The sequence below is a fragment of the Klebsiella sp. D-Nf1 genome, from assembly GCF_002810515.1.
In the GTDB taxonomy this organism is placed as follows: domain Bacteria; phylum Pseudomonadota; class Gammaproteobacteria; order Enterobacterales; family Enterobacteriaceae; genus Klebsiella; species Klebsiella variicola.
On the sequence record NZ_PIOK01000004.1, the window covers coordinates 233,204 to 256,315 of the forward strand.

24 protein-coding genes and 1 pseudogene are annotated in these 23,112 nt (G+C 55.7%); 9 read left to right on the forward strand and 16 right to left on the reverse strand.

Going from position 1 to position 23,112, the window contains the following annotated elements; genetic code table 11:
• Nucleotides 1-388: 388 nt before the first annotated feature.
• Nucleotides 389-1,315, reverse strand: coding sequence for a LysR family transcriptional regulator (locus CWM54_RS17795; RefSeq protein WP_061153790.1), 927 nt, complete (start codon nt 1,313-1,315; stop codon nt 389-391).
• 875 nt (nt 1,316-2,190) lie between these two features.
• Here CWM54_RS17795 and alaA point away from each other — a divergent pair.
• Nucleotides 2,191-3,408: an alanine transaminase AlaA gene (gene alaA, locus CWM54_RS17800; RefSeq protein WP_008803944.1), complete on the forward strand. Its 1,218-nt coding sequence runs from the start codon at nt 2,191-2,193 to the stop codon at nt 3,406-3,408.
• 81 nt (nt 3,409-3,489) lie between these two features.
• A complete protein-coding gene (gene yfbR / locus CWM54_RS17805) occupies nt 3,490-4,089 on the forward strand; it encodes a 5'-deoxynucleotidase (protein WP_002913188.1) in 600 nt (199 codons plus the stop codon).
• 45 nt (nt 4,090-4,134) lie between these two features.
• Here yfbR and CWM54_RS17810 read toward each other — a convergent pair whose 3' ends face one another.
• From CWM54_RS17810 to yfbV, 4 genes are all read right to left on the reverse strand, one after another.
• Nucleotides 4,135-5,967, reverse strand: coding sequence for an SLC13 family permease (locus tag CWM54_RS17810; RefSeq protein ID WP_100698015.1), 1,833 nt, complete (start codon nt 5,965-5,967; stop codon nt 4,135-4,137).
• A gap of 76 nt (nt 5,968-6,043) precedes the next feature.
• Nucleotides 6,044-6,703, reverse strand: coding sequence for a sugar phosphatase (locus tag CWM54_RS17815; RefSeq protein WP_061153789.1), 660 nt, complete (start codon nt 6,701-6,703; stop codon nt 6,044-6,046).
• Nucleotides 6,704-6,714: 11 nt separating this feature from the next.
• Nucleotides 6,715-7,209: a YfbU family protein gene (locus CWM54_RS17820; RefSeq protein ID WP_012540982.1), complete on the reverse strand. Its 495-nt coding sequence runs from the start codon at nt 7,207-7,209 to the stop codon at nt 6,715-6,717.
• 87 nt (nt 7,210-7,296) lie between these two features.
• The gene (yfbV, locus tag CWM54_RS17825) at nt 7,297-7,752 is read right to left on the reverse strand and encodes a terminus macrodomain insulation protein YfbV (RefSeq protein ID WP_061153788.1); all 456 of its coding nucleotides are present in this window, start codon (nt 7,750-7,752) and stop codon (nt 7,297-7,299) included.
• A 338-nt stretch (nt 7,753-8,090) separates the two neighbouring features.
• On the opposite strand from yfbV, the gene ackA reads away from it, so the two are divergent.
• Nucleotides 8,091-9,293, forward strand: coding sequence for an acetate kinase (gene ackA, locus CWM54_RS17830; RefSeq protein WP_061153787.1), 1,203 nt, complete (start codon nt 8,091-8,093; stop codon nt 9,291-9,293).
• 200 nt (nt 9,294-9,493) lie between these two features.
• Complete coding sequence (gene pta / locus CWM54_RS17835) at nt 9,494-11,641, forward strand: phosphate acetyltransferase (protein WP_061153786.1); 2,148 nt, start codon at nt 9,494-9,496, stop codon at nt 11,639-11,641.
• Between the two features lie 90 nt (nt 11,642-11,731).
• Here pta and yfcD read toward each other — a convergent pair whose 3' ends face one another.
• From yfcD to yfcF, 3 genes are read right to left on the reverse strand one after another with little or no spacing between them, the layout of a single operon-like run.
• Entirely contained in the window at nt 11,732-12,277 is a 546-nt protein-coding gene (gene yfcD / locus CWM54_RS17840) for an NUDIX hydrolase YfcD (RefSeq protein ID WP_012540981.1), read from the reverse strand.
• Nucleotides 12,278-12,334: 57 nt separating this feature from the next.
• On the reverse strand, nt 12,335-12,886 hold the full coding sequence (yfcE, locus tag CWM54_RS17845) for a phosphodiesterase (RefSeq protein ID WP_100698017.1): 552 nt from the start codon (nt 12,884-12,886) through the stop codon (nt 12,335-12,337).
• Nucleotides 12,887-12,942: 56 nt separating this feature from the next.
• Entirely contained in the window at nt 12,943-13,587 is a 645-nt protein-coding gene (yfcF, locus tag CWM54_RS17850; protein WP_061153784.1) for a glutathione transferase, read from the reverse strand.
• A 190-nt stretch (nt 13,588-13,777) separates the two neighbouring features.
• Here yfcF and yfcG point away from each other — a divergent pair, with 190 nt between their 5' ends.
• From yfcG to CWM54_RS17865, 3 genes are all read left to right on the forward strand, one after another.
• Entirely contained in the window at nt 13,778-14,407 is a 630-nt protein-coding gene (gene yfcG / locus CWM54_RS17855) for a GSH-dependent disulfide bond oxidoreductase (protein ID WP_100681051.1), read from the forward strand.
• 65 nt (nt 14,408-14,472) lie between these two features.
• Complete coding sequence (folX, locus tag CWM54_RS17860) at nt 14,473-14,835, forward strand: dihydroneopterin triphosphate 2'-epimerase (RefSeq protein ID WP_002913200.1); 363 nt, start codon at nt 14,473-14,475, stop codon at nt 14,833-14,835.
• Between the two features lie 18 nt (nt 14,836-14,853).
• Complete coding sequence (locus CWM54_RS17865; RefSeq protein ID WP_061153782.1) at nt 14,854-15,747, forward strand: TIGR01777 family oxidoreductase; 894 nt, start codon at nt 14,854-14,856, stop codon at nt 15,745-15,747.
• Here the strand turns inward: CWM54_RS17865 and CWM54_RS28725 are convergent.
• Nucleotides 15,730-15,842, reverse strand: a pseudogene (locus tag CWM54_RS28725) (hypothetical protein); the annotation flags it as partial. The gene CWM54_RS17865 and the pseudogene CWM54_RS28725 sit on opposite strands and share 18 nt — an antisense overlap.
• 119 nt (nt 15,843-15,961) lie before the next feature.
• On the opposite strand from CWM54_RS28725, the gene CWM54_RS17870 reads away from it, so the two are divergent.
• Complete coding sequence (locus tag CWM54_RS17870) at nt 15,962-16,489, forward strand: GNAT family N-acetyltransferase (protein WP_022066030.1); 528 nt, start codon at nt 15,962-15,964, stop codon at nt 16,487-16,489.
• Between the two features lie 5 nt (nt 16,490-16,494).
• Here the strand turns inward: CWM54_RS17870 and hisP are convergent, their stop codons facing one another.
• The 5 genes from hisP to argT all read right to left on the reverse strand — a co-directional run bounded on the left by hisP (nt 16,495) and on the right by argT (nt 20,574).
• The gene (gene hisP, locus CWM54_RS17875; protein WP_008803931.1) at nt 16,495-17,268 is read right to left on the reverse strand and encodes a histidine ABC transporter ATP-binding protein HisP; all 774 of its coding nucleotides are present in this window, start codon (nt 17,266-17,268) and stop codon (nt 16,495-16,497) included.
• 7 nt (nt 17,269-17,275) lie between these two features.
• A complete protein-coding gene (locus CWM54_RS17880; RefSeq protein WP_061153778.1) occupies nt 17,276-17,992 on the reverse strand; it encodes an ABC transporter permease in 717 nt (238 codons plus the stop codon).
• Nucleotides 17,989-18,675: a histidine ABC transporter permease HisQ gene (locus CWM54_RS17885; RefSeq protein WP_061153777.1), complete on the reverse strand. Its 687-nt coding sequence runs from the start codon at nt 18,673-18,675 to the stop codon at nt 17,989-17,991. The genes CWM54_RS17880 and CWM54_RS17885 overlap by 4 nt, the downstream gene beginning before the upstream one ends.
• A gap of 66 nt (nt 18,676-18,741) precedes the next feature.
• Nucleotides 18,742-19,524: a histidine ABC transporter substrate-binding protein HisJ gene (hisJ, locus tag CWM54_RS17890; protein WP_100698019.1), complete on the reverse strand. Its 783-nt coding sequence runs from the start codon at nt 19,522-19,524 to the stop codon at nt 18,742-18,744.
• A 267-nt stretch (nt 19,525-19,791) separates the two neighbouring features.
• Nucleotides 19,792-20,574, reverse strand: coding sequence for a lysine/arginine/ornithine ABC transporter substrate-binding protein ArgT (argT, locus tag CWM54_RS17895; protein ID WP_061153776.1), 783 nt, complete (start codon nt 20,572-20,574; stop codon nt 19,792-19,794).
• A 40-nt stretch (nt 20,575-20,614) separates the two neighbouring features.
• Here argT and CWM54_RS28730 point away from each other — a divergent pair, with 40 nt between their 5' ends.
• On the forward strand, nt 20,615-20,776 hold the full coding sequence (locus CWM54_RS28730) for a hypothetical protein (RefSeq protein WP_012540975.1): 162 nt from the start codon (nt 20,615-20,617) through the stop codon (nt 20,774-20,776).
• A gap of 65 nt (nt 20,777-20,841) precedes the next feature.
• Here CWM54_RS28730 and CWM54_RS17900 read toward each other — a convergent pair whose 3' ends face one another.
• Nucleotides 20,842-21,426: a UbiX family flavin prenyltransferase gene (locus CWM54_RS17900; RefSeq protein WP_074387934.1), complete on the reverse strand. Its 585-nt coding sequence runs from the start codon at nt 21,424-21,426 to the stop codon at nt 20,842-20,844.
• Nucleotides 21,427-21,562: 136 nt separating this feature from the next.
• Nucleotides 21,563-23,080 (reverse strand): amidophosphoribosyltransferase, encoded by a 1,518-nt coding sequence (purF, locus tag CWM54_RS17905; RefSeq protein ID WP_100631067.1) that lies wholly within the window; start codon nt 23,078-23,080, stop codon nt 21,563-21,565.
• Nucleotides 23,081-23,112 lie beyond the last annotated feature (32 nt).

Consider the following 23,112-nt stretch of genomic DNA (forward strand, 5'->3'; position numbering starts at 1 on the left):
TTTTAGTGTTGTTGAATCGTGTCCGTTTCCGTCGTAAATCAAAAATCCCTTCTATTTTGACAGGATTTAGCCTCGATTCCTCCCCCCAAAGAGGGGTATTTTCTTGATCTGTGACACGGTTTTGTTAATTACCCCAGGAAATCGGCAACAATCCGTCCGGTTTTTTAACATTAGCAGGAAGTGTTGAAAGTGCAGGGAAAAGTCGACAAGGTGAGCGCTCGGTCACGCCAATACGCTGATTTTTCAGGAAAGAAATAAAAAAAACATTCAAAACATCAATAATAGTGCAAAAAAAAGAGCCACCAGGCGGGAAACCCTCCCCGGAGGCTCTTTTTGCCCACTTACATTCTGTTACCAGTTTTTGTGATCTTTGTTAGCAAAATTGCCCTCACAAAATGAAGGTGTTATCTCCCTCTTCCGGGGTAAGTGCCGGCCCCGTTCGCCAGGGGTCGCTCTCCTGACTCAGCGACTGAAAAATCACCTGCGGCAGCTCGCTCGCTGTCTGTGGATTGCAACTCACCACATACCGGGTATCCGGCAGGCTCGGCAATCCATCGCTGATGCCAGCCACGCGCAAATCGGGGCTCATCATTTCGACGGGTCGCGCGGTGACGCCCAGCCCAGCTTTGACCGCCGCTTTCACCCCGGAGAGAGACGAAGCGCCATGGGCCAGATGCCACGAGACGCGGGCAGCCTCCAGCGCGGCAATAATATCCTGGCGGAATGGACCTGGCTCTTCGAGCAGGATCAGGGGAATAGACTCCCCCTTCGCCAGCACATATTCCGCCGCACAGTACCAGAGGGTCGGTGACGTTCTCAGGGTGAAAGAGGTAAAGCCGGGAGGCTGATGGGTGGTCAACGCCAGATCAATCAGCCCCTCGGCCAGCATCGTCATAATTGCGGCATGAGGATGGACTTTGATCTCCAGCGTCATTCTGGGATAGAAGCAGCCGATGCGGTTTAACAAAAACGGCAGGATGGTATCAGCCGTTTCTTCCGAGGCACCGATGGTCAGTCCCCCCTGCAGGCTGCCATACATTAACGACATGCAGGCCTCATCGTTAAAGCGCAGGATTTTGCGAGCATACCCCAGCAGCTGGATCCCCTGCTCAGTGAGCAGTTTATTGCGGCCGTGACGGGCGAAAAGCTCTTTGCCAACCAGTTGCTCGAGGCGTTGCATTTGCTGGCTGACCGCGGACTGGGTACGACACACTGCGGCGGCGGCGGCGGCGAAGGTGTTCAAATCAGCGACTGCCACAAAGGTGCGCAGCAGATCGAGATCAAGGTTGAGTATCGGACGTGTTGTATTAATCATATTTCTTCACTTACAGGTGGCTAACGCTGACCTGCCTTGTTGATGCTTTACGCCAGGTTTCCGGCTATTCCCTGAGCCTCGTGCTCACCGTCAGATGGCGGATAAACAACTGGACGAACGTTATTACATGCTAAAGTACTCGTCTGGGCAAATGCGCAGAACCACGGAGTAATATATTGTTCGTATTTCTCATTGTTATTTATTACCACGGTCAGTCAGGCGTCATACGTCGCGCCGAAAGACTGGCCAGTGGTGGTGAGAAAGCCTCTCTTCCACCGCACGTTTACGCAGGGAAGGATGAACAACAAAATTCTGCAATAACAATATATTAAGTATCAATCCAACCGGAGTGCTTACCGGATACCACTGATATTAACGGCGATATTCTAACCGATTCCCGTCCTTTTTATAAGCCTAAATAAGGATTAACTCAGATAATTTTAAATTTTTTTCAACATTTTATATAAATTAACAAACCTCAGATTATTACCTGTCAAAAATAATAATAATGCACTCGTACGCTGTTTTTTATTGATATTATTTAACATCCAAATTACAAATGAGCCGATATTGCATTAAGGATAGCGTTTTTTAGCCCACCAACATTCTTCGTTCGCCCCTCTCCCTCACAAACAAACCAGATAAATGATGGCAAAAACGGCATATCGTCTACATATACGACCAAAAAACCACCATAAACAGGTAGAACATACAATCTAAAACCGTAAGCGGCAGATAAATCAATTACGCTTAAAATCCTGTGTTAGCAAAATCTTCTCCTGCAAAGCCTTCAAAACAGCGGGGATGCGGAGTACATTGTTCCGTGCTGACTTCCACGGCAGGGAGTGGCGATAACAGCTAAAAGGTCAAGATTCATGTCCCCCATCGAAAAATCCAGCAAGTTAGAGAACGTCTGTTACGACATCCGTGGCCCGGTTCTGAAAGAAGCGAAACGTCTTGAGGAAGAAGGCAATAAAGTTCTGAAACTGAACATCGGCAACCCGGCGCCATTCGGCTTCGAGGCCCCTGACGAGATCCTCGTCGACGTCATCCGCAATCTGCCTACTGCCCAGGGTTACTGCGATTCGAAAGGGTTGTACTCGGCGCGCAAAGCCATCATGCAGCATTACCAGGCCCGGGGAATGCGTGATGTCACGGTAGAAGATATTTACATCGGCAACGGCGTGTCCGAACTGATTGTGCAGGCGATGCAGGCGCTGTTAAACAGCGGCGATGAGATGCTGGTTCCCGCGCCGGACTACCCGCTGTGGACGGCGGCGGTGTCGCTTTCCAGTGGCAAAGCGGTCCACTATCTGTGTGACGAATCCGCTGACTGGTTCCCGGATCTTGACGATATCCGCGCAAAAATCACGCCGCGCACCCGCGGGATCGTGATCATTAACCCCAACAACCCCACCGGCGCGGTCTATTCCAAAGAACTGCTGCAAGAGATCGTCGAGATCGCCCGGCAGCATAACCTGATTATTTTCGCCGATGAGATCTACGATAAGATCCTCTACGACGAAGCCCAGCATCACTCGATTGCTGCTCTGGCACCGGATCTGCTGACCGTGACCTTTAACGGACTGTCGAAAACCTACCGTGTTGCCGGCTTCCGTCAGGGGTGGATGGTGCTGAATGGCCCGAAAAAACACGCTAAGGGCTATATCGAAGGCCTGGAGATGCTGGCGTCGATGCGTCTGTGCGCCAACGTGCCGGCACAACATGCTATCCAGACGGCGCTGGGCGGCTACCAGAGTATCAGCGAATTCATCATCCCCGGCGGGCGCCTGTATGAACAACGCAACCGCGCCTGGGAGCTGATCAACGATATTCCGGGCGTCTCCTGCATGAAGCCAAAAGGCGCGCTGTACATGTTCCCGAAAATTGACGCCAAACGCTTCAATATTCACGACGACCAGAAAATGGTGCTCGACTTCCTGCTACAGGAGAAAGTACTGCTGGTACAGGGCACCGCGTTCAACTGGCCGTGGCCGGATCATGTGCGCATTGTGACGCTGCCTCGTGAAGACGACCTGGAGATGGCGATCTCCCGCTTTGGCCGCTTCCTCTCCGGCTACCACCAGCTTTAATCGCTCCGCCGCCGGCATTTGCATCCGGCGGCGATCCCTGCGCACAATGGAACCCGATGTTGTCACTGATTAAGGGTTCCTATGAGTCAGAGTCATTTCTTTGCCCACCTCTCCCGCCTGAAACTGATCAACCGCTGGCCACTGATGCGCAACGTGCGCACCGAAAATGTCTCCGAACACAGTCTGCAGGTGGCGATGGTCGCCCATGCGCTGGCGGCAATTAAAAACCGCAAATTTGGCGGCCAGGTCAACGCCGAACGTATTGCCCTGCTGGCGATGTACCATGACGCCTCCGAAGTATTAACTGGCGACCTCCCTACCCCGGTGAAATATTTCAATTCCCAGATTGCCCAGGAATATAAGGCGATTGAGAAAATTGCTCAGCAAAAGCTGGTGGATATGGTCCCTGACGAGCTGCGCGATATTTTCGAGCCGCTGATTGATGAGCATCACTACAGTGAGGAAGAGCAGTCGATCGTTAAACAGGCTGACGCCCTCTGCGCTTACCTGAAGTGCCTCGAAGAGCTGTCTGCGGGTAACAACGAATTTCTGCTGGCCAAAGGCCGTCTGGAAAAGACGCTGGCGTCGCGGCGAAGCGCAGAGATGGATTACTTTATGCAGGTGTTTGTCCCGAGCTTCCAGCTGTCGCTGGATGAAATAAGTCAGGATTCGCCACTGTAATTTTTCAGGCCGGGCAGCGGTTGCGCCCTACCCGGCCTGACACCCTTAAAACGGAAACAGCACCGGGATCAGCAGTACGCAGACCACCATCACCAGTACGGTGAAGGGCACGCCAATCTTCACAAAGTCGCTGAAGGAATACTTACCCGGGCCAAGCACCAGGGTGTTGACCGGCGAGGAAACCGGAGTCATAAACGCCGCCGAAGCCGCCATCGCCACCACCATGGCAAAAGGATAGGGCGACACCCCCATCGACTTCGCCGCTGCCAGGGCTATGGGCGCCATCAGGACCGCGGTCGCGGTATTAGAGATGAACAGGCCTATCGCCGCGCACATTACAAACAGGCAGCCGAGCATCAGATAAGGCCCCTCGCTTCCGGCGACGTCCATCAGTCCCTTGACCACCAGATCTACCCCACCGGTTTTCTGCAGCGCCAGGGCAAACGGCATCATCCCGACAATCAAAATAATGCTCGGCCAGTGGATCGCCTTATAGGCGCTTTCGGCGTTGATGCAGCGGAATTTCCCCATCAGCAGGCAGGCGATGATCGCGGCAATCGGATTGGGAATTTCATCGGTGAGCATCAGGGCTACCATCAGCACCAGACAGAAAATCGCGTGCGGAGCCTGGCTGTGCGCCGGCGAAGCGTCATCCACTTCAACCGGCATATTGAGCACCACGAAATCCCGCCCACGCTTCGCCAGCAGGGCAATTTGCCGCCAGTTACCGACCACCAGCAGGATATCGCCGAGCTGCAGCGGCTCATCGACCACGGAACCATCCATCGCCTCGCCATCGCGCTTCATGCCGACGATATTGAGACCAAACCGGGTGCGGAACGCTATCTCACGCACCGTTTTCCCAATCATCTCCGAATCCGGGATCAGCGACACCTCCGCCATGCCCACATCCAGCGCCTGATCGGCAAAATACTCGCCGCGCAGCACCATCGGCTCGAGCATCTGCTCACCACAGAACTGGCGTAAGTCGATATCGGAGGCGGACATATCGATCAGCAGGACGTCACGGGCGCGGAATTCCGATACCCCGTTGACGTTAACAATCACCCGACGGAACCGCCGCCAGCGTTCGACGCCGATGACGTTGGCACAGTACCGCTCACGCAGTTTTAAATCATCAAGACGCTGGCCGATCATCGGCGAACCAGGACGGATCGCCAGCCGGCGGGCGCGGCCAGTGAGGTGATATTCGCGGATCAGATCGCGGAAGGTGCTTCTTTTACGGCCATCACGCGCGGATTCGCCATTCTCTGTCTTCAGCATAAAGCGCACCGCCAGCATATAGACGATGCCAAGGATCAGCACCACCAGGCCAATCGGCGTGACGCTGAAAAAGCTGAAGCCGTGCAGCCCTTCGCGCAGCAGTTCACTGTTGACCACCAGATTGGGGGGCGTTGCGACCAGGGTCATCATCCCGCTGATAAGCCCGGCAAAGCTGAGCGGCATCATCAGCCGCGAGGGAGAGGTATTCATCCGCGCCGACACGCTGAGCACCACCGGAATGAAAATGGCGACCACCCCGGTTGAACTCATAAACGCACCCAGCCCGGCGACGGTGAGCATCAGGTAAACCAGCATCTTGGTTTCGCTGTTGCCCGCCACACTCACCAGCCACGCCCCCATCTTGGTGGCCACCCCGGTACGAACCAGGCCATCACCGATAATAAACAGGGCGGCAATCAGGATCACGTTAGGATCGCTGAACCCGGAAAACGCTTCATTCAGCGTCAGCGTGCCGCTGAGGACGAAGGCGACAATGACCATCAGGGCGATAGCATCCATGCGCACCTTGCCGGTAGCAAACAGCACAACCGCGATAGCCAGAAGGGATAAAACCCAAATCAATTCACCGTTCACAACGTTTCCTTGTCACAAGTGGGAGTCGACATAGTGGCATAAAAAAGCCCCGGCAACGCGGGGCGAAATCATACGTTTACGCTTTAAGACGCACATTAACATAGCCGTCCGCCTGGCGTTCGATCACCAGATCGTCCAGGCTGCTTAGCACGAGGTCGGCGTCATCCAGTCGAGGGGCATCGGCAGGCACGTTGACCGCGATGGTGCGACACCCCGCCGCCAGGCCGGAGAGCAGCCCCGCCGGCGCATCTTCTACCACCGCGCACTGGTCAGCCGGCAGCCCCAGCCGCTCGGCGCCCAGCAGATAGGCATCCGGCGCCGGTTTTCCGTGTTTTACCTGCTCAGCGGTGATGAAGACCTCCGGCATTGGCAGGCCTGCCGCGCGATGACGCGCGTGGGCAACCGGCACCGACCCGGAAGTGACAATCGCCCATGGGATCCCGGTCTCATTGAGGGTATTCAGCAGGGTTAACGCCCCCGGCAGAGCGACAATGCCCTCGATATCAGTGGCTTCAATCTGCTCGAGGAAGCGGAATTCGGCCTGGATATCCTCCTCGCTGCGACCCGGCATGAAATGGCGAATAGAGGTAATGGCCTGCTTGCCGTGAATAAAACTGAGAATTTCATCATGGTCAATGGCGAAACGATCGCCCCACTTACACCATGAACGCTCCACCACCGGCAAGGAATCCACCAGCGTCCCGTCTAAATCGAACAGGAAACCTTTACACTGCACGGGCACCTCCCTCAGGCATTGATAATTTGGTTAATTTCATTACTGCTCAGGTGATACTGGCGCGGGCAGGCGTGCCAGACGCTCAGCATCCGCTGATATTTCTCCCACATCGGGGTCTGCGAGTTAAAGCCATGAGTGCCGGCGTCAAAATGGCTGTAACGGCCTTCAATATTGACCATAAAGCGTACATAGCCGAGAAAACGCGCTTCGGTGGCGGCATCAAATCCGAGGAAAGTGACGCGACGCTCATCGATACCCGCCGCGTCTTTCAGGTTGGTCCAGGAGACGTGTAGCGCGTGGTACATCTCCATGATATCGATAACGGTACGGCAGGTTTCTTCCGTCAGTTGGCCAAACTCGCGGTCCAGTTCGCGCATCTGCAACCCATACCCACGCTCAATGATGGTTTGCAGACGACGGTAGCGTTCCGCATTGTCCGGGTCGAGCATCGTCATCATTTTGTACTGATTGGATAAAATCAGACGCTGCGCATTGGTCATTTCCATGTTGTGACTCCTGTAGCACGGTAGGGCGTGAAATAAAGAAGGCGCATAAATCATGCGCCTTCTTTTATATGCGTTTTCCGTAGTGAATTACAAATCATCAAGGAAAGTTTTATCCAGTTGTTTGAAGGCGCGCTTAAGCGTGTCAGCCAGCGCCTGATAATCGGGCTTGCCTTCGACCGGCGCCAGCGCCTGTCCCGCCTCCTGCAGTTTGCCGCGCACTTCGTAGAACCAGTTAAGAATGGAGGGTGGCAACGGCGTGACCGAACGCTTACCCAACCACCATAGTCCCTGCATCGGCAGGCTCAGCGCAAATAGCGCGGTGGCGACCGCAGGACCCAGTTGGCCCCCCAGAGCTATCTGCCAGCACAGCGTAAAAATGGCGATCGGCGGCATGATGCGGGTCGCATAGCGGGTGGCACGAATAATGCGGTTTTCGATAAACACCGGCGCGAGGCGCTTGTCGAGAGGCCAGGTCTTTGCGTAATGCTGCCCGCGGTTGAACAAGCGAAAGAAGCTAACGGGGCGTTTCTCAGGGGTCGACATGGCTTTACCTCAACTTTACATATAAAACTTAAAAAATTCGTGCAAAACACCAACTATGCATGACAACGTTCAAAAGATTTTGGCAAAGGATGCCGCAATCAGGTATCCTGTGCCCGCCTGAAAGGGCGGATAGACTCTTTTGCCAGGCTAGTCAAATTATCGCATATTCTGCCATTGGCTGAAAATTATGCAAAATGGCATAAAATCAAATGTACTTCTCTCATCGTGCCCGAAAACAGAACAAGGCATGATGTTAATCATAAATGTCGAGGTCATCCTGCGCTACGCTAATGACACACTGACGTTTTTTTAGCCACGTATCATAAAAAGGTACTTCCATGTCGAGTAAGTTAGTACTGGTTCTGAACTGCGGTAGCTCCTCTCTGAAATTTGCTATCCTTGATGCCGTTAACGGCGACGAATATCTGTCCGGTTTAGCGGAATGCTTCCACCTGCCGGAAGCCCGTATCAAATGGAAAATTGACGGCGGCAAACAAGAAGCTGAATTAGGCGCCGGTGCCGCGCACAGTGAAGCACTGAACTTTATCGTTAACACTATTCTGGCACAAAAACCAGAACTGTCTGCTCAGCTGACCGCAATCGGCCACCGTATCGTACACGGCGGTGAAAAATACACCAGCTCCGTGGTGATCGACGAGTCTGTGATTCAGGGTATTAAAGACGCTGCGTCCTTCGCACCGCTGCATAACCCGGCACACCTGATCGGCATCGCTGAAGCGCTGAAATCCTTCCCGCACCTGAAAGACAAAAACGTGGCAGTATTCGATACGGCATTCCACCAGACCATGCCGGAAGAATCCTACCTCTACGCCCTGCCGTACAGCCTGTATAAAGATCACGGCGTTCGTCGTTACGGCGCGCACGGCACCAGCCATTTCTATGTCACTCAGGAAGCCGCTAAGATCCTGAACAAGCCAGTGGAAGAACTGAACATCATCACCTGCCACCTCGGCAACGGTGGTTCTGTTTCCGCTATCCGTAACGGTAAATGCGTTGATACCTCCATGGGCCTGACGCCGCTGGAAGGTCTGGTGATGGGTACCCGCTCCGGCGACATCGACCCGGCAATCATCTTCCATCTGCACGACACCCTGGGCATGAGCGTTGACGCGATCAACAAAATGCTGACCAAAGAGTCCGGCCTGCTGGGTCTGACCGAAGTCACCAGCGACTGCCGCTACGTGGAAGACAACTACCAGGAAAAAGCCGACGCTAAACGCGCGATGGACGTCTACTGCCACCGCCTGGCGAAATACATCGGCTCCTACACCGCGCTGATGGACGGTCGTCTCGACGCCGTTATCTTCACCGGCGGTATCGGTGAAAACGCCGCGATGGTGCGTGAACTGTCGCTGGGCAAACTGGGCGTACTGGGCTTCGAAGTTGACCACGAACGTAACCTGGCTGCCCGTTTCGGCAAGTCTGGCTTCATCAACAAAGAAGGCACCCGTCCTGCCGTGGTTATCCCGACCAACGAAGAACTGGTTATCGCGCAAGACGCCAGCCGTCTGACCGCTTAATTCCACACCGCCAGCCATAACCTTCAATAATTCGAGCTGCAGGAAGGCGGCGACGCAGCAAATCCCCGGTCACGTACACAGCGTACGCGACCGGGGTGAGCAAGTAGAGCCAACGCGCATGCAACTTGAAGTATGACGGGTAGCTGGTGGTGCTGTTTTGTATCCCGCCTGATACTGGCGGAAACGAAAGAGGATATACCGTGTCCCGTACTATCATGTTAATTCCTACCGGTACCAGCGTAGGCCTGACCAGCGTCAGCCTCGGTGTGATCCGTGCTATGGAACGCAAAGGCGTTCGTCTGAGCGTCTTTAAACCTATCGCTCAGCCGCGTTCCGGTGGCGATGCGCCAGACCAGACCACCACCATCGTTCGTGCCAGCTCCTCCACCACCACCGCCGCTGAACCGCTGAAGATGAGCCACGTTGAATCTCTGCTCTCCAGCAATCAGAAAGATGTGCTGATGGAAGAGATCATCGCCAACTATCACGCGAACACCCAGGACGCGGAAGTGGTACTGGTGGAAGGTCTGGTGCCGACCCGTAAGCATCAGTTCGCCCAGGCGCTGAACTTTGAAATCGCCAAAACGCTGAACGCGGAGATCGTCTTCGTGATGTCGCAGGGCACCGATACGCCAGAACAGCTGAACGAGCGTATTGAACTGACCCGCAACAGCTTTGGCGGCGCGAAAAACACCAGCATTACCGGCGTTATCGTCAACAAACTGAATGCACCGGTCGACGAGCAGGGCCGTACCCGTCCTGACCTGTCCGAAATCTTCGACGACTCGTCGAAAGCGAAAGTCGTGAAGATCGATCCGGCTCAGCTGCAGAAAGGCAGCTCCCTGCCGGTGCTGGGCGCGGTGCCGTGGAGCTTCGATCTGATCGCCACCCGCGCGATCGACATGGCGCATCACCTGAATGCCACCATCATCAACGAAGGCGACATCAACACCCGTCGCGTGAAATCCGTGACCTTCTGTGCGCGCAGCATCCCGCACATGCTGGAGCACTTCCGCGCAGGCTCGCTGCTGGTCACCTCGGCAGACCGTCCTGACGTGCTGGTCGCGGCCTGCCTGGCCGCGATGAACGGCGTGGAAATCGGCGCCATCCTGCTGACCGGCGGCTATGAAATGGACGCGCGCATCAGCAAGCTGTGCGAACGTGCCTTCGCCACCGGCCTGCCGGTGTTTATGGTCAATACCAATACCTGGCAGACCTCCCTGAGCCTGCAGAGCTTCAACCTCGAAGTACCGGTTGACGATCACGAGCGCATCGAGAAAGTTCAGGAATACGTGGCCAACTACATCAACGCCGACTGGATCGAATCGCTGACCGCGACCTCCGAGCGCAGCCGTCGTCTCTCCCCGCCAGCCTTCCGCTACCAGCTGACCGAGCTGGCGCGCAAAGCCGGCAAACGGGTTGTCCTGCCGGAAGGCGACGAACCGCGTACGGTGAAAGCCGCCGCTATCTGTGCGGAACGCGGCATCGCCACCTGTGTGCTGCTGGGTAACCCGGATGAGATCAACCGCGTTGCCGCAGCGCAGGGCGTTGAGCTGGGTGCGGGTATCGAAATCGTCGACCCGGAAGTGGTTCGCGAAAGCTACGTGGCTCGCCTGGTCGAACTGCGTAAGAGCAAGGGCATGACCGAAGCCGTCGCTCGCGAGCAGCTGGAAGACAACGTGGTTCTCGGCACCCTGATGCTGGAACAAGACGAAGTCGACGGTCTGGTGTCCGGCGCGGTTCACACCACCGCCAACACCATTCGTCCGCCGCTGCAGCTGATCAAAACCGCACCGGGCAGCTCGCTGGTCTCTTCCGTATTCTTCATGCTGCTGCCGGAACAGGTTTATGTCTACGGCGACTGCGCGATCAACCCGGATCCGACCGCAGAACAGCTGGCGGAAATCGCCATTCAGTCCGCTGACTCCGCGATTGCCTTCGGGATCGAACCGCGCGTAGCGATGCTCTCCTACTCCACCGGTACCTCCGGCGCGGGTAGTGATGTTGAGAAAGTCCGCGAAGCGACCCGTCTGGCGCAGGAAAAACGTCCTGACCTGATGATCGATGGCCCGCTGCAGTACGACGCCGCCGTCATGGCTGACGTGGCGAAATCCAAAGCGCCGAATTCGCCGGTTGCTGGCCGCGCGACCGTGTTCATCTTCCCGGATCTGAACACCGGTAACACCACGTACAAAGCGGTACAGCGCTCTGCCGACCTGATCTCCATCGGGCCGATGCTGCAGGGTATGCGCAAGCCGGTCAACGACCTGTCTCGTGGCGCGCTGGTTGACGATATCGTCTATACCATCGCTCTGACCGCGATCCAGTCAGCTCAGCAGCAGAATTAATTCCCCGCTGAGATAAAAGCAAAAGGCAGCCAGATGGCTGCCTTTTTTCATCACGAGGCGAGCAGCTATTGCTGCTGCGCGATAGCGAAATTACTCGCCCTCTTCCGCGTCGTCATACTCATTACCCGCGTTACGGGTCATCCACAGCGCCAGCGCTTTCAGCGAGTCCGGCGTGAACTCATCGCAGCGGGCAGTGATCTCTTCCGGCGTTAACCAACACACCTCGCTTACCTCTTCTTCCTGCAGCGCAAATGGCCCATGCGAGACGCAGCTGAACAGGCTTCCCCAGACGCGACAGAACTTATCTTCGTAATAAAACTGACCGTGATCGGCAAACGGTACTCCCGCGATGCCTAACTCTTCTTCGGCCTCGCGACGGGCAGACTCCAGCAGTTGCTCATCAGCCTGAACGACGCCGCCGGCGGTCGCATCCAGCATGCCCGGATGAAAGTCTTTTGTCTCGGTGCGTCGCTGCACCAGAATTTTTCCCATTCCGTCGTGAACGACGATATAGGTCGCCCGGTGACGCAGGCACTGCGCGCGCATCTGCTCGCGGCTAGATTGTGCTATCACCTCATTGTTTTCATTAACAATATCGACCCATTCTGTGCTTGCCAAATGATTCTGTTCCGCCATCAGGAAACCTTACTTTGAAAGCGCTCTCGCGGCGCGTCTTTATGATTGAGGGCTAAATTACGGGTAAATTGCGACCTCTGCAATAACCTGATTATCATTGAGTGCTAAAACCTGCAGACGCCCCTCATCCAGCAACCCATAGCTGGCGGAATATCCCCCTTTCGGGATACTCACTGAGCCAGGATTAAACAGGTAGATCGCACCGCGTTTTTCCGCGACCGGAATATGAGTATGGCCATAAGCCAGAACATCACCAGCGTCCAGCGGCGGCAAATTTTCCGGGCTATACAGATGGCCATGGGTCAGAAACAGGCGGTAGCGTTCGCTGAGCACCTGTTGCCAGGGCGTGGTCATTGGAAAACGAAGTAGCATCTGATCCACTTCGCTGTCGCAATTGCCGCGAACGGCAATAATGCGCTCCGCCACGCTGTTAAGCCGCTCGGCCACCTCCGCCGGCGCATACCCTTCCGGCAGCGCATTGCGTGGCCCGTGATTGAGCACATCGCCGAGAATAATAAGCCACCTGGCGCCGCTTTGCGCGAACCGTTCAAGCACGCGTTCCGTAGCGGGCAGCGAACCATGAATATCGGAGGCAAACATCAGTTTCATAGATTCCATCTCCACTGGTTACGATGCCACTATGATAGCGGAAGCGCAGCGGGCGATCAGCCTGCGCGTTTGGCGGAAAGCGCCACGTAACGCTGGATTGAAGCCCGTTGCCACTGGAAAGTCGCGTAATCGGCCAGCGCCTCCGGCACCTCATCGCCATTGAGAACCAGACGATTGAGCATCAGCGCCAGGTCGGCGTCGGCAATAGACCATTCGCCAAATAAATTTTGCCCGCCGTGGGCCAGTAGCGTGGCGGCGGTAGCAAACAGTTTTTCCGCAGATTGCTTGCCTGCCTCGCTGAGGGCCGGCATTTTCACCCCGCCAAACACCACGGCGGTGGATCGCTCTTCACGAATCGGCACCAGATCGCTGCGCAGCCAGGCCTGGATCTGCCGGGCGCGGGCGCGTTTTTGCAGGTCATGCGGGTAAATGCGCTCCCACTCCGGCGGGGCGAAACGCTCATCCAGATACTCGGTAATCGCCGAGGACTCGCTCAGCGCGAAATCATCAACCTCCAGCAGCGGTACGCGACGGGTGGCGGCATAGCCCGTCCAGCCAGCCTGCAGATGTTCGCCGCGGTTCAGATCGACGGTTTTAAGGCTAAAAGGCAGGCTTTTTTCCTGCAGAGCGACATAGACAGACATCACATACGGTGAGAAAAAATCGGCATCGGACCACAGGGTAATCACTGGCTGGCTCATGGCTTCCTCAAAGGGGGTAGACAGGACAATAAGCCAACATAGCCTGGCTTGCCGGCGATGTCACTGCTCGTTCGCGCGTCAGCATCAAGTGGCTGCCTCCAGAGCGACGCACCGCTCGCGGATTTCCTCCCGGGTTGCGCAGCTTCACCTATACTCGAACAGTTTGCGACCCACGACGGCGGGAAATATTATGATCGATCTCTACTATGCACCCACCCCAAACGGCCACAAAATCACCCTGTTTCTCGAAGAGGCGCAGTTGGCCTATCGGCTAATTCGGGTCGATATCGGCAAAGGGGAACAGTTTCATCCGCAGTTTCTGGCGATTTCGCCGAATAACAAAATCCCGGCGATTGTCGACCACATGCCTGCCGATGGTGGAGCGCCGTTGAGCGTCTTCGAATCCGGTGCCATCCTGCTCTATCTGGCGGAGAAAAGCGGCAAACTGCTGAGCGGTGAACTGCGGACGCGCTATATCACCCTGCAATGGCTATTCTGGCAGGTCGCCGGTCTTGGGCCGATGCTGGGGCAAAATCAGCATTTTACCCACTCGGCACCGCAAACAGTGCCCTACGCCATTGAACGTTTTCAGGTGGAAACCCAGCGACTGTACAGGGTTCTCAATCACCGCCTTGAAGCCAGTCCGTGGCTTGGCGGCGACCATTACAGCATCGCCGATATTGCCGCCTGGCCCTGGGTCAACAGCCATGTCCGACAGCGTATCGATCTGGCGAACTATCCGGCGGTACATAACTGGTATGAGCGCATTAAGCAGCGGCCGGCGACGATTGAAGCAATGCTAAAAATTCAGCCTTATTAACCCCCTGCTCGCCCGTCGCGCTTTGTTGTATGATTGCAGGACTTACAACACGGAGGAAGCCTGCAATGTCTCAACCAGACGCCATTATTCGTATTAAGAACCTGCGCCTGCGTACTTTTATTGGAATTAAAGAGGAAGAGATCGCCAACCGCCAGGACGTGGTGGTGAATGTTGCGATTCACTATCCCGCCGATAAGGCACGCGACAGCGAAGACATCAATGATGCGCTGAACTACCGCACCATTACCAAGCGCATCATCAGTCATCTTGAGAATGGCCGTTTCTCGCTACTGGAAAAATTAACTCAGGATGTGCTGAATATCGCATGCGAACATCACTGGGTCACATATGCTGAAGTGGAGATCGATAAACTTCATGCGCTGCGCTATGCCGACTCGGTGTCGATGACCATGAGCTGGCGGCGATAACGATGTCAGGGAGGTGGTATGAAGATCCTGCTTACGGGTGGCACCGGCCTGATTGGCCGACATCTGATACCCCGGTTGCTGGAGCTGGGGCATAGCGTCACGGTATCCACACGGCATCCGGATACCGCCCGCGCCCGCCTCGATCCGCGCGTCACGCTGTGGCGCGATTTCGAAGGCCATCACCACCTCAACGATATTGATGCCGTCATCAATCTGGCAGGCGAGCCCATTGCTGATAAACGCTGGACAGCCGAGCAGAAACAACGCTTGTGCCATAGCCGCTGGGATCTCACTCAGCGGCTGGTTGGCCTGATCCACGCCAGCGACACGCCTCCCTCCGTGCTGATCAGCGGTTCCGCCACCGGCTACTATGGCGATCTCGGCGAGGTGGTGGTGACCGAAGAAGAGCCACCGCACAATGAGTTTACCCATAAGCTTTGCGCCCGCTGGGAACAAATTGCCTGCGAAGCGCAAAGCGAACAGACCCGCGTCTGCCTGCTGCGCACCGGTGTGGTACTGGCCCCGCGGGGTGGTATTCTCGGCAAAATGACGCCCGCCTTTAAGCTCGGCCTCGGCGGGCCCATCGGCAGCGGCAGACAGTACCTGGCCTGGATCCATATCGACGATATGGTTAACGGCATTCTGTGGCTGCTGGATAACGATTTACGCGGCCCGTTCAATATGGTTTCTCCCTATCCGGTGCATAACGAACAGTTCGCCCACGCGCTGGGTCATGCGCTCAATCGACCAGCCATTTTCCGCGTTCCTGCCGCCGCTATCCGCCTGCTGATGGGTGAATCCGCCGTCCTGGTGCTCGGTGGCCAGCGCGCGCTGCCTAAGCGTCTGGAAGCCGCTGGCTTCGCCTTCCGCTGGTACGATCTGGACGAAGCGCTCAAGGATGTGCTGAGCTAATGGCTAAACGGGGGAGCATTGGCTCCCCTGATTCCATTCTGCTGGCTCATGCTCCACGCCTGGATGGCCTCACCCAGGCGCTGCAGCATCGCCATATTCAGGACAACCAGCGCCCTTAATCGCCTGAATTCACCGCCAGCCGGCCGGTTCACCGATGTTACCTGGCGAAGCAAAGTGCTAAGGTAGGCTTTTCTTTCTGCGTATTGACTGCTTTATGACAACCATCACCACACCACGCCTTTCGCTTACCCGCTTTGTTACCGATGACTGGCCCTTTTTTCTGCGCCTGCGCCAGGATCCGCTGGTGATGCGTTTTATGGGGGAAGTGTTAAGCGAGACGGCGCTGCGCAGCGTGTTTGCCAGCCGCTGTGCCGATCCCGGGGTGTTTGTTTTGCGTGATAAACGCGGCGACGCGCTGGGCGATATTGGGCTACGCATCAGTCCGAAAAATCCGCACGAGGCTGACGTCGGCTACGCCCTGCTACCGCAGGCTCAGGGAAGAGGCTATGCCAGCGAAGCGCTGCGCGCGATCTGCGATTATGGTTTCAGCACGCTGGGGGTGCAGGCCATCAATGCCTGGGTGCTGAGTGAAAATCATGGCTCATCGCGCCTGCTGGAGAAGCAAGGCTTTGTGCGCACCCAGGTGCTGGAGAAAGCCTATCATCTGAACGGCATCGATTACGATGACTGGATCTATCGGCTGGAGCGGGAAGTTCACCCGACGCCTACAGACGCCGGGTGAGCCGGTTATTTCAGCGACCCTTTCAGAAACTGCTGCAGGCGCGGGCTTTTCGGCGCGCCAAACAGCGCGTCCGGATGCCCTTCTTCTTCAATTTTGCCCTGATGCAGGAAAATAACATGCGAAGAGACGTGGCGGGCAAAGCCCATTTCGTGGGTCACCACCACCATGGTTTTTCCCTCTTCCGCCAGCTGCTGCATGATACGCAACACTTCGCCCACCAGTTCCGGATCCAGAGCGGACGTTGGCTCATCAAACAGCAGCACTTCCGGCTCCATCGCCAGCGCGCGGGCAATCGAGACACGCTGCTGCTGGCCGCCGGAGAGATGCACCGGGTATTTCGCCTGCTGACGTTCGTCAATCCCGACCTTGGCCAGGTATTTTACCGCGCGATCGCGCGCTTCCTGTTTGCTTAAGCCCAGCACCTGAATCGGCGCCTCCATGACGTTCTCCAGCACCGTCATATGGCTCCACAGATTGAAATGCTGGAACACCATGGTCAGGCGAGTACGCAGCAGACGCAGTTGGTTCTTGTCAGCCACCTTCAGCTGGCCGTCTTTATCCCGCACCAGGCCAATATTCTGGCCACTGACGACGATCGTGCCCTCGCTCGGTTTTTCGAGGAAGTTAATACAGCGCAAAAAGGTGCTTTTCCCGGAACCCGATGAACCGATGATACTGATCACGTCCCCGGCTTTCGCCTGCAGGGAGACGCCCTTCAGCACCTCGTGTTCTCCATAGCGTTTGTGCAGATCGATAACGTTTAATTTATTGTCGGACATGGCGTTCTCAATGCGTCGAAGAAGGTTTGATATGCTGCAACCAGCGCTTTTCCGCTTTACGGAACAAGCTAATCAGCACATACGAGATAATTAAATAGAGCACCGCGGCGATGCCAAAGGCAGTGAACGGCTGATAGGTCGCGGAGTTAATATCGCGGGCGATTTTCAGCAGATCCGGCACCGTAGCGGTAAACGCCAGCGCGGTGGAGTGCAGCATCAGGATCACTTCGTTACTGTAGGCCGGTAGCGCAATGCGCAGCGCGGAAGGCAGAATAATGCAGCGGTACAGTTTGACGGACGAGAAGCCGTAGGCCCGCGCCGCTTCAATTTCTCCGGCGGGTACTGAGCGGATCGCCCCAGCGAAAATTTCAGTGGTATAGGCGCAGGTATTCAGGGTTAACGCCAGCACCGTGCAGTTTAGCCCGCTGCGGAAAAAAGCGTTCAGCAGCTCCGTGCCTTTGACGATTTCCAGGGTATACATGCCGGAGTAAAAAACCAGCAGTTGCACATACAGCGGCGTGCCGCGAAAGATGTAAGTGAACAGCCAGATGGGAAACTGAATAAATTTATTGCTTGAGACGCGGCCGATCGCCAGAAACACCGCCATAACGCCGCCCATCACCACCGAGGCGATCAGCAACCATAAGGTTATTGCCACGCCGGTAAAGCGATAGCCGTCGGTCCACAGCAGTGATTTCCAGTACTCCTGAATAATTTCAATCACAGGTCAGCCCTCTTCACGCCAACGGTATAGCGGCGTTCGAGCAGCAGCAGTACGCCATTAGAAAGGGTGGTAAACACCAGATAAATCAGGCCGCAGACGATGGCGAAGTAGAACGGCTGCCAGGTGCTTTTCCCGGCCAGCTGGGTGGCTTTGACCACATCCTCCAGACCCAGCAGCGAGACCAGCGCCGTTGCCTTGAGGATAACCTGCCAGTTGTTGCCGATCCCCGGCAGCGCGTAGCGCATCATCGCCGGGAACAGAATACGCCGGAACGTCTGCCCGCCGCTAAAGCCGAAGGCGGTAGCCGCTTCGATATGCCCCTTTGGTACCGCAAGGTAGGCGCCGCGGAAGGTTTCCGTAAAATAGGCGCCATAGATAAAGCCGAGGGTGATAATCCCGGCGATCATCGGATCGATATCAAACTGCGTCATGCCCAGCGCATCGGTGACGCTGTTTAGCGCAATCTGCAGGCCGTAGAAAATTAGCAGCATCAGCACCAGGTCGGGGACGCCGCGAATCAGTGTGGTATAGCCTTCAAACACCAGCGCCAGAGGACGATTGCTCGATAGCTTCGCGCCAGCGCCGGCCAGCCCGATCAGGATCGCAATAACGACCGAGCTGAGCGCAAGCTCCAGGGTGACGAGCGCACCCTGCAAAATAACCTGTGAAAACCCATACAGCATGCTGCCTACCCTGTCTGTCATTCACCACTGCGCGTGAAACGCACGCGCAGTGGTGAGGCGTGAGAATTATTCGCCGTATACGTTAAAATCGAAGTATTTTTTCGCCAGTTTGTCGTAGGTGCCGTCCTTACGCATCTCTGCAAACGCCTTATTCAGCGCTTCACGCAGTTCGTTGTCTTCCTTACGCAGCCCCATACCGGTGCCGACGCCGAACAGCTTCTCATCTTTAATCGATGGTCCGCCAAACTGGTAATCTTTACCGATAGGCTGTTTCAGGAACCCTTCACTGGCCGCGACCTCATCCTGGAACGCGGCGTCGATACGGCCGGCGGTCAGGTCGGAATAGATATTGTCCTGCCCCTGATAGGAGACAATTTCGATACCTTTCGGCGCCCAGTGCTCATTACCATAGGTTTCCTGAGTCGTCCCCTGCAGCACACCCACGCGCTTACCTTTCAGCGTGGTCAGATCCGGCGTTACCGGGCTGCCCTTTTTCACCACCAGACGCGAATCTGCCGCGTACAGCTTGTCGGTGAAGGCAATTTCCTGCTGGCGCTTTTCGGTAATCGACAGCGAAGACATAATCGCGTCGATTTTCTTGGCTTTTAAGGAGGGGATCAGTGCATCCAGCGGGTTTTCAACAAAGGTACATTGGGTATTAATACGCTTACACAGCTCTTTTGCCAGATCGATATCAAAACCCACCAATTCCCCCTGCGCATTCTTCGATTCGAAGGGGGCATAAGTCGGATCGGTGCCAATACGAATTTTTTGCGGAATGGCGGCAAAGACCGTGGAAACGCTGGAAAGGGCCAGCGCTAAAGAGAGAGACAACGCCAGTTTTTTCATAACTATCCTCGACAGACTGTCATTCTAACGGGTTTATTAGAACTATTTACGCCAGTTATCGTGCCATTATTCGCCCCTTGAGGGCAAAGATTTATGCACCAGAAAGGCCGATTTTTTGCATCAGAAACGCTTAACTATGCATTTTTTAGCCAAAAAACTGGCTGCTTTTGCACTGAAATGATCCACAGCGTTTTTTGTTGCACCGTTCTGGGGCAGGGTCACGAGTATGGCGTCAGGCCCACACTATCGTGCGGGCCTGCAGCAGTCTTAGTCGCCGTAAACGTTAAAATCGAAGTATTTCTTCGCCATTTTGTCGTAGGTGCCGTCTTTACGTATCTCGCCCAGCGCTTTATCAAACGCAGCTTTCAGTTCGACGTCGGCCTTACGCAGACCGATACCGGTGCCGTCGCCAAAGTACTTTTTGTCTTTAACGGACGGGCCGGCGAAGGCAAAATCTTTCCCGGCAGGCTGTTTCAGGAAGCCTTCGCTGGCGGCGACTTCATCCTGCAGCGCCGCATCCAGACGGCCAGCTGCGAGATCTGAATAGATCAGGTCCTGGTTCTGGTAAGCCACCACGTCAACGCCCTGGCTGCGCCAGCGGTCGTTAGCATAGGCTTCCTGAGTCGAACCTTGCAGCACCCCGACGTGCTTGCCTTTCAGCGCCTCCAGCGTCGGCTGGATCGGCGACCCTTTGGCAGCGATCAGACGCGAGTCAGCGGCATAAAGCTTGTCAGAGAAGGCGATCTCTTGCTGACGCTTCTCGGTGATGGAGAGCGAAGAGATGATGGCGTCAATTTTCTTCGCTTTGAGGGAGGGGATCAGGGAGTCAAAATCACTGCCGACCCAGGTACATTTCACCTTAATTCGGGAGCACAGCTCATTGCCTAAATCGATATCAAAACCCACAAAGTCCCCTTTTGCGTCTTTCGACGAAAATGGCGCATAGGTCGCGTCAGTGCCAATGCGAATGCTCTGCGGCAGAGCAGCAAACACGCTCGCCGTGCTGCTCATTCCCACGAGTAAAGAGAGAGCCAGAATCGTCTTCTTCATACAGTACCCTTAAGTGTCGTGATGTGGTGCGTTGCTTGTTATGGTGATTGCCGATCAATCCTGCAGTTTTTGTGCCATCTTCCCGGTGCGTGCCGGGAACAGGGTTAAATTTGTTAAAATAAAGTTGCAGGATTGTCTTGGAAGGGAAGATACCAGCATTACTGGCGAAACCGCAGTGCCTCAGCGCAAAAAGACGAAATAAATGTCGAGGATTTGATCGGGACGACAAATTTGCACCACAGCGGCGCAAGCGTACATTGGACGCACTTATTTAGTGCAATCCAGTGTCCCCTGCCAGCGGGTAAACAGGTCTTGAGACAGGCTAATATCGAACTGATCGAGCACCCGATTGACGGTCTGGTTGATGACATCATCCAGGCTTTGCGGCCGGTGATAAAAGGCCGGCACCGGCGGCATAATGACCGCCCCGAGCTCCGCGGCCTGAACCAGCAGTCGCAGATGGCCGAGATGGAACGGCGTTTCCCGCACGCAGAGCACCAGCGGACGACGCTCCTTCAGCACGACATCGGCCGCCCGCGTCAGCAGGCCATCCGTATAGCTATGGACAATGCCAGAGAGCGTTTTCATTGAGCAGGGTAAAATCACCATCCCGGCGGTTTTAAACGAACCGGAAGAGATACTGGCGGCGATATCGCGGGCGTCATGCACCACATCGGCCAGCGCCTGCACGTCGCGCACGCTGAAGTCCGTCTCGAGGGCCAGCGTTTGCCGCGCCGCCTGGCTGAGGATCAGATGGGTTTCAATCTCCGGCACACCCCGCAGCACCTGCAGCATCCGCACGCCATAGATAGCGCCGCTGGCGCCAGAAATGCCAATAATCAGTCGTTTCACGTTCTGTTACCCCTTGCGCGTGTGCCGCAGACTTTGCCGGATTATAGCCTCTGGCGCAACCATTGAGGCACCGCCAATGGGATAAAAAAAGGCCCGCCGTCCCTCAGGAACGGCAGGCCCGCGATGCGCGAAGGGGTTAACCCTCGTTGTGCATCTCCAGATTTTCGACTTCGTTCTGCAGCTGTACCGCTTTGGCATCATCGTTACGCAGGGAGTCAAGGTAGTCGAGGTACTGTTGGTCGACATCCCGGGTGACGTACACGCCGTTGAACACCGAGCATTCAAACTGTTGAATATCCGGGTTCTCCGCGCGCACCGCGTCGATCAGATCGTTAAGATCCTGGAAAATCAGGCCATCGGCGCCGATGATCTGGCGGATCTCATCCACTTCGCGGCCATGGGCGATCAGTTCGTTGGCGGTCGGCATATCGATACCATAAACGTTCGGGAAACGAATTTCCGGCGCAGCGGAGGCCAGATAAACCTTTTTCGCCCCAGCTTCGCGCGCCATCTCAATGATCTGCTCAGAGGTGGTGCCGCGTACAATGGAATCATCGACCAGCAGCACGTTCTTATCGCGGAATTCCGCACGGTTGGCGTTGAGCTTACGACGAACAGATTTACGACGCAGCTGCTGACCCGGCATGATAAACGTCCGGCCGACGTAGCGGTTCTTCACGAAGCCCTGACGATAAGGTTTGTCGAGAATGCGGGCGATTTCCAGAGCGATATCGCAGGAGGTCTCCGGGATCGGGATAACGACGTCAATATCCAGATCTTCCCACTCACGGGCAATCTTTTCGCCCAGCTTAGTCCCCATGTTGACGCGGGCGCTGTAGACGGAAATTTTGTCGATAAACGAGTCCGGACGGGCAAAATAGACGTACTCGAACAGGCACGGGTTGCTGACCGGATTATCGGCACACTGACGGGTAAACAGCTGGCCTTTCTCGGTAATATAGACCGCTTCGCCCGGTGCGACATCGCGCAGGAATTCAAAACCAAGCGTATCGAGCGCCACGCTTTCGGACGCCACCATATACTCGGTGCGGCCGTCGCCAACGTCACGTTTACCCAGCACCAGCGGACGAATGCCGTTGGGGTCGCGGAAGGCCACCATGCCATGACCGATAATCATCGCCACGCACGCATACGCGCCGCGGATCTGGCGGTTGGTCGCCGCAATCGCAGCGAAGATGTTGTCCGCTTCCAGCGGGTAGTGGCGGAAGTTATCCAGCTCACTGGCGAAAATATTGAGGAGGATTTCGGAATCAGAGGTGGTATTGATATGGCGGCGTTTTTCTTCAAACAGCTTTTTACGCAGCTCGTGTGCGTTAGTCAGGTTGCCGTTATGCGCCAATGTGATGCCATACGGCGAGTTAACGTAAAACGGCTGTGCCTCGGAGGCGCTGGAGCTGCCCGCCGTAGGATAACGCACGTGGCCAATACCCATATTGCCCTGCATACGCTGCATGTGGCGGGCTTCGAATACGTCGCTTACCAGCCCGTTAGCCTTACGCAACCGGAAGCAGTTGTTGGCATCAATGGTGATGATGCCAGCGGCATCCTGTCCACGGTGCTGGAGCACCGTTAGCGCATCATAAATCGACTGGTTAACCGGCATAACACCGGCGATACCGACAATACCGCACATACGTCTTTTCCTCGTTCAGCAACGACCCAAAG

What these genes read in the sequence shown, in the direction of transcription:
- yfcG (WP_100681051.1), top strand. Translation starts at nt 13,778, where the DNA reads ATGATCGATCTCTACTATGCACCCACCCCAAACGGCCACAAAATCACC.
- hisP (WP_008803931.1), bottom strand. Translation starts at nt 17,268, where the DNA reads ATGTCCGACAATAAATTAAACGTTATCGATCTGCACAAACGCTATGGA.
- yfbR (WP_002913188.1), top strand. Translation starts at nt 3,490, where the DNA reads ATGAGTCAGAGTCATTTCTTTGCCCACCTCTCCCGCCTGAAACTGATC.
- yfbV (WP_061153788.1), bottom strand. Translation starts at nt 7,752, where the DNA reads ATGTCGACCCCTGAGAAACGCCCCGTTAGCTTCTTTCGCTTGTTCAAC.
- folX (WP_002913200.1), top strand. Translation starts at nt 14,473, where the DNA reads ATGTCTCAACCAGACGCCATTATTCGTATTAAGAACCTGCGCCTGCGT.
- yfcF (WP_061153784.1), bottom strand. Translation starts at nt 13,587, where the DNA reads ATGAGCCAGCCAGTGATTACCCTGTGGTCCGATGCCGATTTTTTCTCA.
- CWM54_RS28730 (WP_012540975.1), top strand. Translation starts at nt 20,615, where the DNA reads ATGGTGATTGCCGATCAATCCTGCAGTTTTTGTGCCATCTTCCCGGTG.
- CWM54_RS17795 (WP_061153790.1), bottom strand. Translation starts at nt 1,315, where the DNA reads ATGATTAATACAACACGTCCGATACTCAACCTTGATCTCGATCTGCTG.
- yfcD (WP_012540981.1), bottom strand. Translation starts at nt 12,277, where the DNA reads ATGGCGGAACAGAATCATTTGGCAAGCACAGAATGGGTCGATATTGTT.
- CWM54_RS17865 (WP_061153782.1), top strand. Translation starts at nt 14,854, where the DNA reads ATGAAGATCCTGCTTACGGGTGGCACCGGCCTGATTGGCCGACATCTG.
- yfcE (WP_100698017.1), bottom strand. Translation starts at nt 12,886, where the DNA reads ATGAAACTGATGTTTGCCTCCGATATTCATGGTTCGCTGCCCGCTACG.
- purF (WP_100631067.1), bottom strand. Translation starts at nt 23,080, where the DNA reads ATGTGCGGTATTGTCGGTATCGCCGGTGTTATGCCGGTTAACCAGTCG.
- hisJ (WP_100698019.1), bottom strand. Translation starts at nt 19,524, where the DNA reads ATGAAAAAACTGGCGTTGTCTCTCTCTTTAGCGCTGGCCCTTTCCAGC.
- ackA (WP_061153787.1), top strand. Translation starts at nt 8,091, where the DNA reads ATGTCGAGTAAGTTAGTACTGGTTCTGAACTGCGGTAGCTCCTCTCTG.
- CWM54_RS17820 (WP_012540982.1), bottom strand. Translation starts at nt 7,209, where the DNA reads ATGGAAATGACCAATGCGCAGCGTCTGATTTTATCCAATCAGTACAAA.
- CWM54_RS17885 (WP_061153777.1), bottom strand. Translation starts at nt 18,675, where the DNA reads ATGCTGTATGGGTTTTCACAGGTTATTTTGCAGGGTGCGCTCGTCACC.
- argT (WP_061153776.1), bottom strand. Translation starts at nt 20,574, where the DNA reads ATGAAGAAGACGATTCTGGCTCTCTCTTTACTCGTGGGAATGAGCAGC.
- alaA (WP_008803944.1), top strand. Translation starts at nt 2,191, where the DNA reads ATGTCCCCCATCGAAAAATCCAGCAAGTTAGAGAACGTCTGTTACGAC.
- CWM54_RS17870 (WP_022066030.1), top strand. Translation starts at nt 15,962, where the DNA reads ATGACAACCATCACCACACCACGCCTTTCGCTTACCCGCTTTGTTACC.